15 protein-coding genes are annotated in these 17,448 nt (G+C 69.9%); 11 read left to right on the top strand and 4 right to left on the bottom strand.

The annotated features are described in order from the left end of the window. Positions 1-120: 120 nt before the first annotated feature. The 8 genes from ACW5DW_RS09730 (at position 121) to ACW5DW_RS09695 (ending at position 9,187) form a co-directional block, all read left to right on the top strand. Entirely contained in the window at positions 121-663 is a 543-nt protein-coding gene (locus ACW5DW_RS09730) for a GNAT family N-acetyltransferase (RefSeq protein ID WP_457018646.1), read from the top strand. Next, on the top strand, positions 660-992 hold the full coding sequence (locus ACW5DW_RS09725) for a non-heme iron oxygenase ferredoxin subunit (protein ID WP_457018645.1): 333 nt from the start codon (positions 660-662) through the stop codon (positions 990-992). The genes ACW5DW_RS09730 and ACW5DW_RS09725 overlap by 4 nt, the downstream gene beginning before the upstream one ends. Before the next feature lie 555 nt (positions 993-1,547). Further along, the gene (locus ACW5DW_RS09720) at positions 1,548-3,914 is read left to right on the top strand and encodes a TonB-dependent receptor domain-containing protein (protein ID WP_457018644.1); all 2,367 of its coding nucleotides are present in this window, start codon (positions 1,548-1,550) and stop codon (positions 3,912-3,914) included. Positions 3,915-4,031: 117 nt separating this feature from the next. Beyond that, a complete protein-coding gene (locus ACW5DW_RS09715) occupies positions 4,032-4,676 on the top strand; it encodes a PepSY-associated TM helix domain-containing protein (RefSeq protein WP_457018643.1) in 645 nt (214 codons plus the stop codon). A 22-nt stretch (positions 4,677-4,698) separates the two neighbouring features. Next, positions 4,699-5,214: a DUF2271 domain-containing protein gene (locus ACW5DW_RS09710; protein WP_457018642.1), complete on the top strand. Its 516-nt coding sequence runs from the start codon at positions 4,699-4,701 to the stop codon at positions 5,212-5,214. 37 nt (positions 5,215-5,251) lie between these two features. After that, complete coding sequence (locus ACW5DW_RS09705) at positions 5,252-6,133, top strand: DUF4198 domain-containing protein (RefSeq protein ID WP_457018641.1); 882 nt, start codon at positions 5,252-5,254, stop codon at positions 6,131-6,133. A 454-nt stretch (positions 6,134-6,587) separates the two neighbouring features. Continuing rightward, positions 6,588-7,556 (top strand): FAD:protein FMN transferase, encoded by a 969-nt coding sequence (locus tag ACW5DW_RS09700; protein WP_457018640.1) that lies wholly within the window; start codon positions 6,588-6,590, stop codon positions 7,554-7,556. Then, positions 7,553-9,187 (top strand): sulfite reductase subunit alpha, encoded by a 1,635-nt coding sequence (locus ACW5DW_RS09695; protein ID WP_457018639.1) that lies wholly within the window; start codon positions 7,553-7,555, stop codon positions 9,185-9,187. Before ACW5DW_RS09700 ends, ACW5DW_RS09695 begins: the two co-directional genes overlap by 4 nt. A 69-nt stretch (positions 9,188-9,256) precedes the next feature. Here the strand turns inward: ACW5DW_RS09695 and ACW5DW_RS09690 are convergent, their stop codons facing one another. Then, positions 9,257-9,844, bottom strand: a complete 588-nt coding sequence (locus tag ACW5DW_RS09690) for a HutD/Ves family protein (protein WP_457018638.1) — start codon at positions 9,842-9,844, stop codon at positions 9,257-9,259. 304 nt (positions 9,845-10,148) lie between these two features. Further along, positions 10,149-10,484 (bottom strand): ComEA family DNA-binding protein, encoded by a 336-nt coding sequence (locus ACW5DW_RS09685; RefSeq protein WP_457018637.1) that lies wholly within the window; start codon positions 10,482-10,484, stop codon positions 10,149-10,151. 203 nt (positions 10,485-10,687) lie between these two features. Here ACW5DW_RS09685 and ACW5DW_RS09680 point away from each other — a divergent pair, with 203 nt between their 5' ends. Continuing rightward, on the top strand, positions 10,688-12,181 hold the full coding sequence (locus tag ACW5DW_RS09680; RefSeq protein ID WP_457018636.1) for a M20 family metallopeptidase: 1,494 nt from the start codon (positions 10,688-10,690) through the stop codon (positions 12,179-12,181). Between the two features lie 77 nt (positions 12,182-12,258). Continuing rightward, entirely contained in the window at positions 12,259-12,525 is a 267-nt protein-coding gene (locus ACW5DW_RS09675) for a GlsB/YeaQ/YmgE family stress response membrane protein (RefSeq protein WP_457018635.1), read from the top strand. A gap of 6 nt (positions 12,526-12,531) precedes the next feature. Here the strand turns inward: ACW5DW_RS09675 and cysC are convergent, their stop codons facing one another. Further along, positions 12,532-14,400 carry an adenylyl-sulfate kinase gene (gene cysC / locus ACW5DW_RS09670; protein ID WP_457018634.1) on the bottom strand — a complete coding sequence of 623 codons (1,869 nt, stop codon included), beginning with the start codon at positions 14,398-14,400 and terminating at the stop codon, positions 12,532-12,534. A gap of 132 nt (positions 14,401-14,532) precedes the next feature. Further along, positions 14,533-15,459 (bottom strand): sulfate adenylyltransferase subunit CysD, encoded by a 927-nt coding sequence (cysD, locus tag ACW5DW_RS09665; RefSeq protein ID WP_457018633.1) that lies wholly within the window; start codon positions 15,457-15,459, stop codon positions 14,533-14,535. 138 nt (positions 15,460-15,597) lie between these two features. On the opposite strand from cysD, the gene ACW5DW_RS09660 reads away from it, so the two are divergent. Continuing rightward, entirely contained in the window at positions 15,598-17,439 is a 1,842-nt protein-coding gene (locus ACW5DW_RS09660; protein ID WP_457018632.1) for an assimilatory sulfite reductase (NADPH) flavoprotein subunit, read from the top strand. Positions 17,440-17,448: the final 9 nt, after the last annotated feature.

Below are 17,448 nucleotides of genomic sequence, written 5' to 3'. Positions count from 1 at the left end.
TGGTGCGTTGGCCGATGCCGCATGCGCGGCCCTTTCCCCGCAACACTCGCTTTTCAGACGCATGGCCGGACACGCCACGCTTCGCGGACACCCCTTGGATCGTCGCACTAGAATGCCGGTATGCCGCCTGACGCCCCCCGAACCGCCACCCTTGACGACATCCCAGCCCTCGTGGCACTGGTCACCTGCGCCTACCGCGGCGAGGCCAGCCGCGCCGGCTGGACCACCGAAGCCGACCTGCTGGACGGCGCGCGCATCGATCCGCAGGTGCTGCGCGCCGACATGGCGCGGCCGCGCAGCCGCGTGCTGGTGGTGGATGGCAGCGACGGCCTGGTCGCCTGCGCACACGTGGCCGACGACGGCGATGCCGCGTATTTCGGCATGTTCGCCGTGCAGCCTGGCCTGCAGGGTGGCGGTCTCGGCGCCCGCCTGCTGGCCGAATGCGAGCGCGTCGCCCGCGAGGAGTGGGCATTGCCGGCGATGCGGATGACCGTGATCGACCTGCGCGACGAGCTGATCGCCTGGTACCAGCGCCGTGGCTACCGCCGCACCGGCATCCTGAAGCCGTTTCCCTACGGCGACGAACGTTTCGGCGTCCCGCTGCGCGACGACCTGCGGTTCGAGGTGCTGGAGAAACGCTTCGACGACGGGGCAGGCGCATGAGCGAGACCTGGACCCGCATCTGCGCGACCTCGGAACTGCTGCCCGGCGAGATGCAGACCGGCTTCGACGAGGTCACCGGTGCCGGCATCGTGGTGTTCAACCTCGACGGCAGCCTCTACGCGCTCGAGGACAAGTGCACGCACGAGGATTTCGAACTGTCGGCCGGCAGCTTCGAGATCGGCGACGGCACTGTGGAATGCGTGCTGCACGGGGCCCGCTTCGACATCCGTGACGGTCGCGCCCTGCGCGCACCGGCGTATGAGCCGGTGGCGAAGTTCCCGGTCAGGGCCGTCGATGGTGGCGTCTGGGTGCGGGACGACCGGGATTGAGATGGCCTGGCTCCTTCGGGAAGCTGGGCTCCCTGGTGCCCGGCATTCCGTGAAAGCGGTGCCTCGTGCAGGTGCCTTCGAGCGAGTTCGCCGGGACACATTCATCGAACGCGTGAATAGCTGAAGTCAGCATGGATCCCCGCTTGACCAGCCTGCGGCTGTTGCGAAGCCCTTCGCGCGGATGACGAGATATTGGGTGGCCTCGGTACAAGCGACAGTCGCTGCCTAGGCGTCTCTACCAGTCTCACAGCGGCATGAGAGGCAGAAAGCAGCACCCAGCGTCGCCCCAAGCGATGTTGCGATTGCGTTTGATAAGGATTCTCGTTTACCATTTTCACGCGGGGGCGCATCTGCTGCCGCCCTTCGGGAAATCCAACGTGTCCAGGCGCCTGCTCCAGTCCGCTCCTGCTTCGCCGACCGCCGCATGGCGGCCGCCGGCGAACGCACCGCCGTGCGCCTGACCGCCACGCCCATCTCTTCGCGTCCGGCCCGGCCGCCAGCCCAGCGCCCGCCCCGCCGACCAGGTCGCCCCACGCCACCTTGAACGACGACATCATGCCCACGTCCTCCCTGCGCAGCCTGCTGCGCCGCTCGCCCCTGACCTGCGCCCTCGCCCTGGGCCTCTCGGCCCACGCAGCGGCTGCCCCGACTCCCGCTCCGGGCCCGGCACCGGTCGACTTCGACGCCGTCGTGGTCACCGCCGCCGGCTTCGAGCAGAAGATCACCGACGCGCCCGCCAGCATCAGCGTGATCACCCGCGAGGAGCTGACCACGCGGCCGTACATCACCCTGATCGATGCGGTGCGCGACCTGGAGGGCGTGGACGTGGGGGAAACCTCCGACAAGACCGGCCAGAAGACGATCAGCATGCGCGGCATGGGTGCGGACTACACCCTGATCCTGATCGACGGCCGACGCCAGAACAACCACGGCGACATCTACCCCAACAACTTCGGCGGCAACCAGTTCAACCACATCCCACCGCTGGACATGATCGAGCGCATCGAAGTGATCCGCGGCCCGGCCTCCACCCTGTACGGCGCCGACGCCCTGGGCGGCGTGATCAACATCATCACCCGCAAGGTCGGTGACAGCTGGAGTGGTTCAACGACGGTTTCGCGCAACTTCCAGGAAAACGACGACTTCGGCACCGACACCACCCTCGACTTCGCCGTCAGCGGCCCGTTGGTCAAGGACAGGCTCGGCCTGGGCGTGCGCGCTTCGCGCTACGACCGCGACGCATCCACACCCGAATACGAGATCATCACCGCACCCGACGGCACCGAGTTCGAGCGCTCACTGGGCTTCGGCGGCGGCGGCAAGACGGTGGACAACACCAACAAGACCATGGGGGCCACCCTGAGCTGGACGCCGAGCGAATACCAGAGCCTGGTCTTCGACTACGACAAGTCCGAACAGGTCTACGACAACACGCCCTACATCAACAACCTCGGCACCGAGACCTATCCGCTGGGCACCGTCGACGGGATCGAGGGCCTGTGGCGCTCCGCGCCGCGCGTGGGCTATGCCGCAGACCAGGAGTTCACCCGCGACCAGTGGGCGATCACCCACCAGGGCCGCTGGGAGTGGGGCAGCAGCTTCGTCTCGCTGGCGCACATCGACACTGCCAACCACGGCCGCACCCTGCCCTTCACCGTGGCCGAGCGCCTGCTCCACCTGGACATGTACTGCGATGACGCAGCCACCTGCGACGCCGGCCCGTATGCGGGGCTGACCCGCGACGAGCGCCGCCAGCTGGTCGCCGACACCTTCCTGCCGCGCCCCAAGCGCACCATGGAAAGCAACCAGTACACGCTGGACGCCAAGCTCGACTTCGCCCTGGGCGAACAGCATCACTTCATCGTCGGCGGCCAGGCCATCGACGGCGAACTCGCGGACGGCGTGTTCGGCCTGGAGGGCGGCGGCGAAGGCAACGGGACGGTGCAGGAGCACAAGATGTGGTCGCTGTTCGCCGAGGACAACTGGAGTCCGATCGAGGCGCTGACCATCACCCTCGGCCTGCGCCACGACGACCACAACGTGTTCGGCAGCCACCTGAGTCCGCGCGCCTACGCGGTCTGGGATATCGGCCCGGCCTGGACGCTCAAGGGCGGTGTCAGCACCGGCTACAAGACGCCCAAGACCACCGACCTGTACGACGGCATCACCGGTTTCGGCGGCCAGGGCACCTCGCCTTTCGTCGGCAACCCCGACCTCCAGCCCGAGACCAGCGTCAACAGCGAGATCGCCGTGTACTGGACCTCGCCCGACAGCCGCCACAATTTCAATGCCACCGTCTTCCGCAACGATTTCGAGGACAAGATCGCCCGGGGCGAGTCCAACCTGAGCTGCGAACAGACCGGCGGCGTGCGCCCCTGCGCCAATCTCGGCGACTTCGCGCAACTCGGCTACACGACCTACGCGCAGAACATCAACATCGACGAGGTCCGCATCCAGGGCGCCGAACTGGCCGGGCGCTGGGGCATCACCGAAGCCCTGTCGCTGCGCGCGAACTACACCTACACCGACAGCGAGCAGCTCAGCGGCGCGCAGGCGGGCCTGCCGTTGACCGACACCGCCAAGCACATGGCCAACGCCACCCTCGGCTGGCAGGCGACGGACCGCTTCAGCATGCAGCTGATCTCGGAGACGCGCTCCAGGCGCTACCGCGACATCATCGACGGCGTGCGCCACGATTACGAGGACTACACCGTGCTCCACCTCGGCGCGCAGTACCGGTTCAACGACAACGTCAGCGTCAACGCGCGGATCAACAACCTGCTCGACGAGGACTTCACTTCGTTCCAGACGCTCTGGACGGAGAACGCGAACACCGGCGAATGGGCCCCGACCTACCTGGACGACTACAACAACAAGGACAAGGCGCGGAACCTGTGGCTGAGCGTCAACGTGCAGTTCTGAGCGCACGTGCACGCACGCGCCCCGAGGTTCCGGGCGCGGGCGTCACAGCCGGGCGGAATGAGAACCCTTCTCGTCTGACGCATATAATTGCCCACCCCTCCCCCTCGACCCTTCTTCATGCCGGCCCACGAGGCTCCGTTACCCGACCTGGGCCGCCAGCAGCGCCGCGGCTTCTGGCTGCGCACGCTGCACCAGTGGCACTGGATCAGCTCGGCGCTGTGCCTGGTGGGCATGCTGCTGTTCGCGGTGACCGGGATCACGCTCAACCACGCGTCGAAGATCGAGGCCGAGCCGCGCACCGACAACCGCCAACTGGTGTTGCCGCTGCAGCTGCAGGCGTCACTGGCTGGCGACGACGAGCAGACCGCGCCGCTGCCGCCGGCGGTGGCGACCTGGCTGTCGGACACGCTCGATGCGCCGATCGGCACGCGCAAGGCCGAATGGTCGGCCGACGAGGTCTACCTGTCGATGCCCGGTCCGGGCCGGGATGCCTGGCTGAGCATCGACCGCGCCAGCGGCGAGCTGGAGTACGAGCGCACCGATCGCGGCGCGATCTCGTACCTCAACGACCTGCACAAGGGCCGCAACAGCGGGCCGGCCTGGGGCTGGTTCATCGACATCTTTGCCCTGGCTTGCGTTGTATTTACCGTCACCGGCCTGTTGCTGCTGCAGATGCATGCGCGCCAGCGCCGCATGACCTGGCCCTGGGTCGGCCTGGGCCTGCTGATACCGGCGCTGCTGGCGCTGCTGTTCATCCACTGATTCGAACATCAAGAGGTTTGCCATGCGCATCCAGCTGACCGTTGCACTGGGCAGCCTGCTCGCCCTCCCGGCGCAGGCCGCCGACGTCACCGTCTCGGTGCAGATCCCGCAGATGAAGGTCGCCGAATACCACCGGCCCTACGTGGCGGTATTCGTGGAAGGCCCGGGCGGCAAGCACGCGGCCAACCTCGCTGCCTGGTACATGAGCAAGGACACCAGCGAAGGCCACGGCACCAAGTGGCTGCCCGACCTGCGCCAGTGGTGGCGCAAATCCGGGCGCACGCTCGAGGTGCCGGTCGACGGCGTCACCGGGCCCACGCGCCCGGCCGGCACGCACGAGCTGGGCTTCGACGATTCGCACCCGGAGCTGTCGAAGCTGGCGCCGGGCGAGTACACGCTGGTGGTCGAGGCCGTGCGCGAGGTCGGCGGCCGCGAACTGCTCAAGATCCCCTTCAGCTGGCCGGTCAAGGCCGCGCAGTCCGGCCGCGCGCAGGGCAGCAGCGAACTCGGCACCGTATCGCTCAGGCTCACGCCCTGAGCGCGCACGCATATCCCCTTCGATCAAGGAGTCATCCATGAAGCGTACGTCCCTGCTCGCCCTGGCGATCGCCGCGCTGCTGCCGCTGTCGGCCGCCGCGCACAAGCAATGGATCATCCCCTCGCAGGCCGTGGTCAACGGCAGCGACGTGTGGGTGACCTTCGACGGCGCGGTGTCCAACCAGCTGTTCTTCCCCGACCACGTGCCGATGCGCCTGGACAACGTGACCGCCACCGCGCCGGACGGCAGCACGGTCGAGCTGCAGAACGCCAGCACCGGCAAGTACCGCAGCACCTTCGACGTGCAGCTCGCGCAGCAGGGCACCTATCGCATCGCCAACGCCAACGACGGCCTCTCCGCGCGCTGGGACACGCCCGAAAGTCTCGCCGCCAAGGCAGCGGCGGAAGCCGAAGGCAAGCCGGTCAGCGGCCCGGGCGCGGCCCCTGCAACGCGCGGCGGCTTCCTGCGCAATGCAAGCGCTGAAGAACTGGCGACCAAGGTACCGAAGGACGCGCAGAACCTGCAGGTCACCCAGACCGTCGGGCGCGTGGAAACCTTCGTCACCAACGGCGCTCCCAACGAGACCGCGCTCGCACCGACCGGCAAGGGCATCGAACTGGCCCCGGTGACGCACCCCAACGACCTGGTCGCGGGCGAGGAAGCCACCTTCCGCGTGCTGGTCGACGGCAAGCCTGCCGCCGGGCTGGAATTCGAGATCGTGCGCGGCGGTACCCGCTATCGCAACGCGCAGGAAGACCAGGCCGCGACCAGCGATGCCGAAGGCCTGCTGCGGATCACCTGGCCGGAGCCCGGCATGTACTGGCTGGAAACCAGCGTGCAGGACGACAAGCCGTCGATCCCGCAGGCCACCCAGCGCCGCCTGTCGTACGTCGCCACGTTGGAAGTACTGCCGCAGTAGTGACCGCCGCGCTGCCTAGCCGCCTAGCCCCTTGCCGTCGTCATCCCGGCGAACGCCGGGATCCATTTTGATCCTGCATTGAGCTGTGATGGCCGGAACCTCCGCAACTGCCCCAACTTTGGAGTCGCGCGCCCATTTGACGCCTCCGGATGGACGCCACGCCCTGTCGCCCCGTAGCCGCTCCTCCCTCGGTCAGGGCATCCTGCCCTGACTCGGGCGCGCGCCCGTCCGCTGCGCGGTCGGTCCGGCCCGGCGCATGGCGCCAGGCGCTCACCCGGTCGCGCGGCAGTGCCGCGCGAGCAGACCGGGTTCGCCCATGGCGCGCTTGTCCGCGGCCACAGGACGCCAGTGCGCGGCTAACGGGTCGTTGCTGTCGCGGCTCCGATCCGCCGTTATGCGCAACGTCAGAGATAACTCAGAGAGCACACGTCGGGACCCCTTCACCAGACCTTGCATGACAACCGCCCATTCCACCGCCAGCCCGCTCGTCCTGCACACGCTGTACGGCGAAACCATGGGCACGCGCTGGCGCGTGGACCTGCACGCACCGCGCAGCGAGCCGCTGGACCTGCTGCATGGCGCGGTGCAGGCGCGGCTGGACGCGATCGTGTCGCAGATGAGCAGTTGGGAACCCGGCTCGGACCTCTCCCGTTTCAACCGCGCGCCCGCCGGCAGCTGGCAATCGCTGCCCGATGATTTTTTCCGGGTGATGGACTGCGCGCTGCAGGTGGCACACGACAGCGATGGCGCCTTCGATCCTGCCATCGGTGCACTGGTTGGTGCCTGGGGCTTCGGCGCGCACGCGCACGCACGCGGCGTGCCGGACGGTGCAACGCTCGCCAGTGCACGCGACGCATCCGGCTGGCGCCAGCTGCAGCTGGATCGCGACGCGCGGCGCCTGCGGCAGCCCGGTGGACTGGCGCTGGACCTGTCCGCGATCGCGAAAGGCTACGGCGTGGACGCGGTGGTGGAGCTGCTGCGCCAGCGCGGCATCGGCGCCGCACTGGTCGACGTCGGCGGCGAACTGCGAGGCCATGGGCGCAAGCCCGACGGCACACCGTGGCGCGTGCTGGTCGAGAGCGGCGACGTGGACGACGCCGAGCCCTGCGTGGTCACGCTCGACGATGCGGCGATCGCCACCTCCGGGGCGTACTGGCAGCGCTTCGAGGTCGACGGCCGCGAGCTGTCGCACACCATCGATCCACGCATCGGCGCGCCCGTGGCCGATGCACCTGCCGCCGTCAGCGTCATCGCGGGCAGCGCGATGCTGGCCGACGCCTGGTCCACCGCGCTGACCGTGATGGGCCTGGAGGCCGGCGCCGCGTTCGCCGAAGCGCAAGGCCTTGCGGCCCGGCTGCTGCCAGCGGACGCGAACGCGCAACCGCTGACGACGCCGGCATTCGAGGCCTGCCTCGCGCCATGACCGCGACGGCGCCCACGACGCCACCGCGCTGGCCTGCCCTGCTCGGCAACGCCGCAATGTTGGCGGCGCTGCTTGTCGCCGCGCTGGCCCTGCTGCCCCTGCACAACGAGCCCTGGTGGCCGGCCTCGCCGCGGCCACGCCACTGGTGGCTGGCCGCCGGCAGCCTGGTGGCGTATCTCGCAGCAGTCGCATGGCTGCTGCTGCGCACGCGCGACCGCGAGACGCAGGCATCCGACACCGGCGCAGCGCTGCCCTGGCTGGTCGCCCACGCCAGCCAGACCGGCTTCGCCCTCGAGCTGGCCACGCATACCGCCGCCTCGCTGCGCGCCGCCGGCACGCAGGTTGCGCTGCTGCCGCTGTCGGCGGTCGATGCGGCGATGCTGGCGCGCACCCGGCGCGCGCTGTTCATCGTCAGCACCACCGGCGAAGGCGACCCGCCTGACCCGGCGCTGCCCTTTGTGCGTGCGGCGATGGCGGGGCACGCGGGCCTCGCGGATCTGGAGTACGCGGTGCTGGCGCTGGGCGACCGCAGTTACGCGCACTTCTGTGGGTTCGGACACCAGCTCGAGCAGTGGCTGCGACAGTCCGGCGCCAATGCGATGTTCGACCTGACCGAGGTCGACAACGGCGACCCGGGCACGCTGCGACACTGGCAACATCACCTGGCCCTGGCCGCAGGCGCGGAGGCGATGCCCGACTGGGCGCCGCCGCGCTACGAATGCTGGCGACTGGCGTCGCGCCGCCTGCTCAATCCGGGCAGCCTGGGCGGCCCTGCGTTCCACCTCGCGCTGCAGCCGCCGCCTGGGACGGCGCCCGCGTGGCAGGCCGGCGACATCGCCGAGATTGGTCCGCGCAATCCAACTGCCGAGGTCGATGCACTGCTGGCAGCCTGCGCGCTCGATGGCGCGACCGTGGTGCGGTTCGGATCGCAGGCGATGCCACTGCGCGAGGCGCTGTCGCGCGCGCAGTTGCCCGATGCAGTGACTCCGCCCGTCGATGCGCAGGCGCTGGTCGATGCGCTGCAGCCGCTGCCGCACCGCGAGTACTCGATCGCCTCGCTCCCCGGCGATGGTGCGCTGGAGCTGCTGGTGCGGCAGATGCAGCGCGACGATGGCCGCCCGGGCCTGGGCAGCGGCTGGCTGTGCCTGCATGCCGATGTGGGCGACGGCATCGACCTGCGCATCCGCCGCAATCCCAACTTCCATCCGCCCGTCGGCGAACGGCCGCTGCTGCTGATCGGCAACGGCACCGGCATCGCCGGGCTGCGTTCGCTTCTCAAGGCCCGCGAGGCCGCGGGCGCCGGCCGCAACTGGCTGCTGTTCGGCGAGCGCCAGCAGGCCTGCGATGCGTTCTTCGCGCAGGACATCGAGCGCTGGACCCGCAACGGTGTGATCGAGCGCAGCGACCTGGTGTTTTCCCGCGACGGGGCCGGCCCGCGCTACGTGCAGGACGCGCTGCGCGCTGCGGCGCCCGCGCTGCGGGCCCGGGTTGCGGACGGCGCCAGCATCCTGGTCTGCGGCAGCCTCCAGGGCATGGCGCCCGGCGTCGACGCCGCGCTGCGCGAGGCGCTGGGCGAAGACACGCTCGAGCGCTTGCGCGCGGAGGGCCGCTACCGGCGTGACGTGTACTGAATCGCCGCCGGGCGATGTCCCACAGCCGGTGTACGCGCCTGCCCGCGCGCAGCGCATGCAGCGCCCGCGTCAGCGTGTCGGGCCGTTAATCCGCACCAGCAGCGCCTCGCCGCCGCCTTCGATCACGTAGCGCGTGCGTTCGCCGTTGGCGGCCAGCAGCGCGGTGTCCCCCGTCGCCAGCGCGGGCAGCGCTGCGTCCCCGCCGATGCGCGCGTGACCGCCCAGCAGGTGCACGATCCAGGTCGAGCCCGGATCGACGAAGACCAGCATCGGGCCCGCCAGCGGGCGATGCCAGAGCTGCGCCGAGGCGGCGTCGCGATGCCACATCAGGTTGAACACCTCGCAGCGCCCGCGCGGCTCGCCGGCCAGCGCGCGTCCGCCATCAAAACGGAGTCGGCCATGGGGCGGATCCAGTTCGACAGGCGACTCGTCTTCGAAGCGCAGCTGCAGGCCTTCGCCGCGAAGCAGGACCAGCTCGCGCTCGACGCCCGGAAACCGCGAGAACGGCGCGACAGCCTCGAGTTCGGCAATCGAGATGCGCCAGCGCCAGCTGTCGGCACCGGGCTCGGCGTGGATTTCGCGGGTCCAGCCCGCATGGTTGGCCCAGCGCAGCCGGCGGTATTGGTTGGCTGGGATGACGCGCGAGCGCGAAGTCATTCCGCCAGTGTAGCCATGGCGGCGAGATCCCTCGCTGCGCTCGGGATGACAGCGTCTGCTCAGGGCAATGCTGAAGAAGTCCGGTTTGTCATTCCGAACGAAGTGAAGAAGAGCTTTACAACGGCGAAGCCGGTCAATCCCGGAACTTCGTGGCGGTCCGATACTGCAGACGTGAAGCCGCCCGTCCATGCCATCCTGGCGCGGAACGGGCGGCGGGTACGTCCCTGTGGCGGCCTCCGGCCGGTCCCCGGAGCATCCCTGCTCCCGTCGCGGGCGCGCGTCCCTGCGCGTCCGCCAACTGGGGTCAGCGGGTCTGCGCGGCGGTGCGGCCGGCGGCGGCACCCGCCGCGGCCGGCTTGGCCGGGCGCGGGGCGGAGACGACGATGCGATCGCGGTTCTGTTCGACCGTGCGCAGGCCGATGCCCTTCACCTGGGCTAGTTGCTCGGGACTCTGGAACGGCCCGTTGGCCTTGCGGTGGGCGACGATGGCGTCGGCCTTGGCGGCGCCGACGTTGTGCAACACGCGATCGAGCGTGGCGGCGTCGGCGGTGTTGATGTTGACCTTCTCGGTGGCCAGCGCGCTGCCGGCCAGCAGCAGGGACAGCGCCAGCGTCGAGAACAGTGCCTTGATCTTGTTCATGTCGGATCTCCTGGTGGTGAAGTCGGGTTTCCTTGCCCCCGGCGCGGTCTCCGCGGCCGGTAAGCACAGTCTCCTGCGCTGCGCCGCCGAGCGGCATCGCCGCAGGCGCTGTGGCGCTACCGGGTTACGCCGCATACGGGCGTCGGAAAAGCCCTACACGCACCCCACGGGTAGAATTGGCGTTTTCGCACCGGACACGCCTGATGGACGCCAGCAAGATCGACCGCTACGTCGGCGCCAAGTGGGACGACGAGATCGTTCCGCAGCTCGTCGAATACATCCGCATCCCCAACAAGTCGCCGATGTTCGACGCCGACTGGGTGAAGCACGGCTACATGGCCGACGCGGTGAAGCTGATGGAATCCTGGGCGCGCGCGCAGCCGATCCCGGGCATGCAGGTGGAAGTGGTGCAGCTGGAAGGCCGCACGCCGCTGATCTACATCGAGATCCCCGCCGCGCACGGTGGCAGCGACGACGACTGCGTGCTGCTCTACGGCCACCTCGACAAGCAGCCGGAGATGACCGGCTGGGACGACGACCTCGGCCCGTGGAAGCCGGTGCTGCGCGGCGACAGGCTGTACGGCCGCGGCGGCGCGGATGACGGCTATGCGATCTACGGCTCGCTGGCCGCGATCCTCGCGCTGCACGAGCAGCAGCTGCCGCACGCACGCTGCGTGGTGCTGATCGAGGCCTGCGAGGAATCGGGCAGCTACGACCTGCCCGCTTATGTCGACCACCTCGCCGACCGCATCGGCCAGCCCTCGCTGGTGGTGTGCCTGGACTCGGGCTGCGGCAACTACGACCAGCTGTGGTGCACCACCTCGCTGCGTGGCCTGACTGGCGGCAACCTTACCGTCACGGTGCTGGAGGAAGGCGTGCACTCGGGCGACGCTTCGGGCGTGGTGCCGTCGAGCTTCCGCCTGCTGCGCCAGCTGCTGTCGCGCATCGAGGACGAGACCACCGGCCGCATCGTGCTTGAAGGCCTGCATGCGGAGATCCCGGCCGAACGCCTGGCCCAGGCGCGGCGCGCGGCCGAGGTGCTGGATACCGCCATCTACGACAAGTTCCCGCTGCTGCCGGGCATGCGCCCGATGGCCGACGACCTGACCGAGCTGGTGCTCAATCGCACCTGGCGCCCGGCGCTGTCGGTGACCGGCGTCGGCGGCATTCCGGCGCTGGATTCGGCCGGCAACGTGCTGCGTCCGCATACCGCGGTGAAGCTGTCGCTGCGCCTGCCGCCCACCGTCGACGGCAAGCGCGCCGGCGAATTGCTGCAGGCCGAACTGCTGCGCGATCCGCCCAACGGCGCGCAGGTCACGGTGGCGCTGGAGAAGGCTGCCACCGGCTGGAACGCACCGGCGCTGTCGTCATGGCTGGAGCGCGCGATCGATACCGCCAGCCAGGAGTTCTTCGGCCAGCCGGCGATGTACATGGGCGAAGGCGGCTCGATCCCGTTCATGGGCATGCTCGGCGAGAAGTTCCCCGGCGCGCAATTCATGATCACCGGCGTGCTCGGCCCGCATTCCAACGCGCACGGGCCGAACGAATTCCTGCACATCCCGATGGGCAAGAAGGTCACCGCCTCGGTGGCGCGGGTGATCGCCGAACACCATCTGGCAAGCCAGCGCGGCGAAACCACCGGTGCGGCCGTCGCGCCCGACAGCGGCGCCCGCCACGGCGACCACGGCTGCTGCTGAGACTACTTCGGCGGGGGGCTGGCGCGTACGCGTCGGCCCTGCCAGCCTTGCCACTTCAACGACGACAGGGGAAACAGATGGACGGTATTTTCGGCGGCAGCAGCTGGCTGTGGATCATCCTGGTGGGACTGGTGGTGGGCGTGCTGGCACGCCTGCTCAAGCCGGGCCGCGACCGCATGGGCCTGATCCTGACCACCCTGCTGGGGATCGGCGGCGCGCTGCTCGCCGGCTGGTTCGGCCGCACCATGGGCTGGTATGGCGCGGGCGAGAAGGTGGGCTTCCTGGCCGCGCTGGTCGGCGCGATCGTGATCCTGCTGCTGGTGGGGATGCTGCGGCGTCGCTGAGCCGGCTCAGTCGAGCAGGCGTGCGATCACCTGTTCGGCCAGCACGCCTGCTTCCGCGGACTGCGTGTCGAGCACCAGCTCGGGATGCTCCGGCGGCTCGTAGGGCGAGTCGATGCCGGTGAAGTTGGGCAGCTCGCCGCGCCGCGCCTTGGCGTAGAGGCCCTTGACGTCGCGGCGCTCGGCATCTGCCAGCGGCGTGTCGACGAAGACCTCGATGAAGTCGCCCGCGTCGAACAGCGCGCGCGCAGCCGCGCGCTCGGCGCGGAACGGCGAGATGAAGCTGACCAGCACGATCAGGCCGGCCTCGGTCATCAGTTTCGCCACCTCGGCCACGCGGCGCTGGTTCTCGACCCGGTCCTCGTCGGTGAAGCCGAGGTCGCGGTTGAGGCCGTGGCGCACGTTGTCGCCGTCGAGCAGGTAGGTGTGCAGGCCGCGCGCCAGCAGGCCGCGCTCGACCAGGTTGGCGACGGTCGACTTGCCGGCGCCCGACAGCCCGGTGAACCAGACGCAGCGCGGCTGCTGGCCCTTGATCGCGGCGCGCGCCTTGCGGTCGACGTCCAGCGCCTGCCAGTGGATGTTGTCGGCGCGGCGCAGACCGTGGCGGATCATGCCCGCGCCGACGGTGGCGCGGCTGATCGGATCAACCAGGATGAAGCCGCCCAGCGCCTTGCTCTCGGCGTAGGGCGCATAGGCGACCACGGCGTCGAGCGACAGGACCAATTCGCCGATCTCGTTGAACTCCAGGCGCTTGGCCGCCAGCGGCTGCAGGCTCTCCGGATCGTGCCGGAACTTCAGCTCGCTGATCCGCGCGCCGACCGTGCGCCCACCGAGTTTGAGCTGGTAGCGGCGCCCGGGAAGCAGCGGCGCTTCGTCGAACCACAGCACGTCGGCGACGAACTGGTCGCTGTGGGCGAGCGGCTCGTTGCCGCCGGCCAGCACGTGGCCGCGGCCGGCATCGACCTCGTCTGCAAGCTGCACCGCCACCGCCGTGCCGGGACCCGCCGACCCGGTGCTTACCCCGCCGATGCCAAGCGCGGCCACGTGGCTGGCGGCGCCGGCCGGCTCCACGCGTACCGCATCACCCACCCGCAGCGTGCCCGCGGCGATGGTGCCGGCCAGCCAGCGGCCGCCTCCGGCATCGCGCAGCACCGACTGCAGCGGCAGTCGCACCGGCAGCGCGGGATCGGGCGTCGCGATCTCGACGTTCTCAAGGTGCTCGAGCACGCTCGGCCCGGCGTACCAGTCGATCGACGGCGAGCGCGTGGTGATGTTGTCGCCGACTGCGGCGGCCACGGGAATCGCGACCACGTCGGGCACGCCCAGCCTGGCCGCGTGCGCGCGAAAGCGCGTCGCGATCGCGTCGAACACCGCCTGGTCGTAGCCGGTCCGGTCCATCTTGTTGACTGCCAGCAGCACATGGCGCACGCCGAACAGCGACAGGATCGCAGCGTGGCGGAAGGTCTGCGGCAGCAGGCCCTTGGTGGCATCGACCAGCACGATGGCCAGGTCGGCCACCGAGGCGCCGGTGGCCATGTTGCGCGTGTACTGCACGTGGCCCGGGCAGTCGGCAATCAGGAAACGGCGCCTGGCGGTCTGCAGGTGGCGCCAGGCCACGTCGATGGTGATGCCCTGTTCGCGCTCGGCGTCCAGGCCATCGAGCAGCAGCGCGTAGTCGATCTCGCCGCCGCGCGTACCGTGGGAGGCACTCGCCCGAGCCAGCGCGGCGCGTTCGTCGTCCGGGACCCGGCCGGCCTCGTGCAGCAGGCGCCCGATCAGGGTGCTCTTGCCGTCATCGACGCTGCCGCAGGCGATCAGGCGCAGGAACCGTGAGCCGGATGCCGGCCCGCGCGACTCCAGATCCGGAGCCAGGGACACAGGCGCAGTGTCTGCGTCACGCACCGGATGCCTGTTGACGGCCACGCTATTCATCGCTGTCCTTCTTCCTTCCACGACCCTCGTACTCCGAGGCCTGTCATCCCGAGCATGCGCGCCACCAACCACTGCACATCAGAAATACCCTTCCCGCTTCTTCTTCTCCATCGAATCGCCATCGGCGTGGTCGATCAGGCGACCGGCGCGCTCGGACTGCGCGCTGGTTTCCATTTCCGCGATCACCGCGTCGAGGTCGGCGGCCGACGATTCCACCGCACCGGTCAGCGGGTAGCAGCCCAGGGTGCGGAAGCGCACGCGGCGCTGCTCCACCCTCTCGCCCTCGCGCAGCACGAAGCGCTCGTCGTCGACCATGATCCAGGTGCCGTCGCGGCGCACCACGGGGCGTTCGGCCGCGAAGTACAGCGGCACCACGTCGATGTTCTCGCGGCGCACGTAGCGCCACACGTCCAACTCGGTCCAGTTGGACAGCGGGAACACGCGCACGCTCTCGCCTTCGGCCACGCGTGCGTTGAACAGGTTCCACAGCTCGGGCCGCTGCCGGCGTGGATCCCAGCGATGCTTGCCGTCGCGGAAGGAGAACACGCGCTCCTTGGCGCGGGATTTCTCCTCGTCGCGCCGCGCGCCGCCGATGGCGGCGTCGTAGCCGCCCGCCTCCAGCGCCTGCTTGAGCGCCAGGGTCTTCATCACTTCGGTGTGCACGCTTGCGCCATGGCTGAACGGGCCGACCCCGTCGCGCACGCCGTCCGGATTGATGTGGACGCGCAGCTCGATGCCGGTTTCTGCGACGCGGCGATCGCGGAAGGCGATCATCTCGCGGAACTTCCAGGTGGTGTCCACGTGCAGCAGCGGGATCGGCGGCAGAGCCGGCGCGAACGCCTTGAGCAGCAGGTGCAGCAGCACCGAGCTGTCCTTGCCGATCGAATACAGCAGCACCGGGTTGCGGCACTCGGCCGCGACCTCGCGCAGGATGTGCAGGCTCTCGGCCTCGAGCCGATCGAGGTCGGTTGCGTCCACTGCGGGGGCTGGATGGAGAAGGCTCATGTCGGCGGCGATTGTAGCCAACACCCCCACCGTCCCCGTAAATCACCGCAGGGCATGACTGCATAACCGTCGATCCTTTCCGGCCCTGTCTGCACACGCCTAGCCTGTGGCGCACAGTCAAGAAGGACCCACGCGAGGATGTCCGCACCCGCCGCACTGCCTGCACTGCCGTTTCCCCAGGACACGGCCGATGCGCTGTTCCGCCTCACCCAGGGGCTGGAGCCCGCCGGGCTGTGGTGGCTGTCCGGATATGCCGCCGGCCTGGCCAGCCGCGGCGCCCTGCTCGCCCCCGCATCCGCCGCAGCGCCGCGCGCGGATGCAGCGGACAGCCCGCGGCTGACCATCCTCTACGGCAGCCAGACCGGCAATGCCCGCCGCGCGGCCGAGGCGCTGCTCGAGAAGGTGCAGGCCGCCGGCCTGCCCGCCCGCCTGGTGCGCACCGATGCCTACGCCACCCGCGAACTCGCCGGCGAGCGCCTGCTCTACGTGGTGATCAGCACACAGGGCGAAGGCGATCCGCCGGACGACGCGATCGGCTTCGTCGAGTTCCTGCAGGGCCGGCGCGCGCCGAAGCTGCCCGAGCTGAAGTTCGCCGTGCTCGGCCTCGGCGACACCAGCTACGCCGATTTCTGCGGCATTGCCTGCCGCATCGACGCGCGCCTGGCCGAACTGGGCGCGCAGCGCGTGGCCGACCCGGGCCTGGCCGACCTCGACATCGACACCATTGCCGGGCCTTGGCGCGAGCTCGCGCTGGAGCAGGCGCGCGAACACCTCAAGTCCGCGCCAACCGCCACCGCGGCGCATATGGCCACCGTCACCCCGCTGCGGCCGGCGGCGAGCTGGTCGCACGAGCGCCCGTTCCCGGCCGAAGTGCTGGCCAACCAGTCGCTCAGCGGGCGCGAGTTCCGCGGCACCGGTTTCCGCCGCTACGGCACGGTCGACAAGGACGTGCGCCATATCGAGCTGTCGCTGGACGGTTCGGGCCTGGCCTACGAGCCCGGCGACTCGCTCGGCATCCGCCATCGCAACCCCGAGGCGCTGGTCGTGCCGGCGCTGGAGGCCGCCCGCCTTGGCGGCGATGCCGCCATCAGCCTGGACGGCGAAAGCCTGCCGCTTGCCGAATGGCTGGCGACCCGGCGCGAGCTCAGCCGGCTGTCGCGGCCGTTCCTGGCCGCGCTGGCCGAACGCTCCGGCGCGGCCGACCTGCGCCAGCTGCTCGAACCCGGCAACCCTGGCTTCGCCGCGCTGCTGGCCGACCACCAGCTCGCCGACGTGCTGCGCCGCTGGCCCGCGGACTGGGATGGCGCCTCGCTGCTGGCGGCGCTGCGGCCGCAGGCGCAGCGGCTGTACTCCATCGCCTCCAGCCGCAAGCGCGTCGGCGAGGAAGCGCACCTGACCCTGGACGTGGTGGCCTACAGCGCCCACGGCCACGAACACATCGGCGCGGCCAGCGGCTTCCTCTCCGCGCTGGAGGACGCCGGCCAGGTGCCGGTCTACATCGAACCCAATGAGCGCTTCCGGGTTCCGTCCGATCCGTCGCGCGACATCATCATGATCGGCCCGGGAACGGGCGTGGCGCCGTTCCGCGGCTTCGTGCAGGAGCGTGCGGAAACCGGCGCGGGCGGGCGCAACTGGCTGTTCTTCGGCGCGCGCCACTTCAACACCGGCTTCCTCTACCAGGTCGAGTGGCAGGACGCGCTGCAGCGCAAGGAGTTGCACCGGCTGGACCTGGCCTTCTCGCGCGACCAGGCGGCCAAGGTCTACGTGCAGGACCGGCTGCGTGAGCAGGGCCGCGACGTCTTTGAGTGGCTGCAGGGCGGCGCGCATCTGTACGTGTGCGGCGCGATCGCGATGGGCAAGGACGTGCACGCCGCGCTGCTGGACATCGTCGCCGCGCACAACGGTGGCGATGCCGAGGCGGCCGCCGATTACCTCACCCGCCTCCAGGCCGAAGGCCGCTACGGCCGCGATGTGTACTGACCCGATGCC

It is taken from the genome of Luteimonas sp. A482 (assembly GCF_054072655.1).
This window is presented reverse-complemented; position numbering and strand designations above follow the sequence as displayed.

Coding starts and splice junctions, on each gene's coding strand:
- ACW5DW_RS09685 (WP_457018637.1), bottom strand. CDS start 10,484: ATGAACAAGATCAAGGCACTGTTCTCGACGCTGGCGCTGTCCCTGCTG.
- ACW5DW_RS09730 (WP_457018646.1), top strand. CDS start 121: ATGCCGCCTGACGCCCCCCGAACCGCCACCCTTGACGACATCCCAGCC.
- ACW5DW_RS09710 (WP_457018642.1), top strand. CDS start 4,699: ATGCGCATCCAGCTGACCGTTGCACTGGGCAGCCTGCTCGCCCTCCCG.
- cysD (WP_457018633.1), bottom strand. CDS start 15,459: ATGAGCCTTCTCCATCCAGCCCCCGCAGTGGACGCAACCGACCTCGAT.
- ACW5DW_RS09695 (WP_457018639.1), top strand. CDS start 7,553: ATGACCGCGACGGCGCCCACGACGCCACCGCGCTGGCCTGCCCTGCTC.
- ACW5DW_RS09680 (WP_457018636.1), top strand. CDS start 10,688: ATGGACGCCAGCAAGATCGACCGCTACGTCGGCGCCAAGTGGGACGAC.
- ACW5DW_RS09705 (WP_457018641.1), top strand. CDS start 5,252: ATGAAGCGTACGTCCCTGCTCGCCCTGGCGATCGCCGCGCTGCTGCCG.
- ACW5DW_RS09715 (WP_457018643.1), top strand. CDS start 4,032: ATGCCGGCCCACGAGGCTCCGTTACCCGACCTGGGCCGCCAGCAGCGC.
- ACW5DW_RS09690 (WP_457018638.1), bottom strand. CDS start 9,844: ATGACTTCGCGCTCGCGCGTCATCCCAGCCAACCAATACCGCCGGCTG.
- ACW5DW_RS09700 (WP_457018640.1), top strand. CDS start 6,588: ATGACAACCGCCCATTCCACCGCCAGCCCGCTCGTCCTGCACACGCTG.
- ACW5DW_RS09660 (WP_457018632.1), top strand. CDS start 15,598: ATGTCCGCACCCGCCGCACTGCCTGCACTGCCGTTTCCCCAGGACACG.
- ACW5DW_RS09675 (WP_457018635.1), top strand. CDS start 12,259: ATGGACGGTATTTTCGGCGGCAGCAGCTGGCTGTGGATCATCCTGGTG.
- ACW5DW_RS09725 (WP_457018645.1), top strand. CDS start 660: ATGAGCGAGACCTGGACCCGCATCTGCGCGACCTCGGAACTGCTGCCC.
- ACW5DW_RS09720 (WP_457018644.1), top strand. CDS start 1,548: ATGCCCACGTCCTCCCTGCGCAGCCTGCTGCGCCGCTCGCCCCTGACC.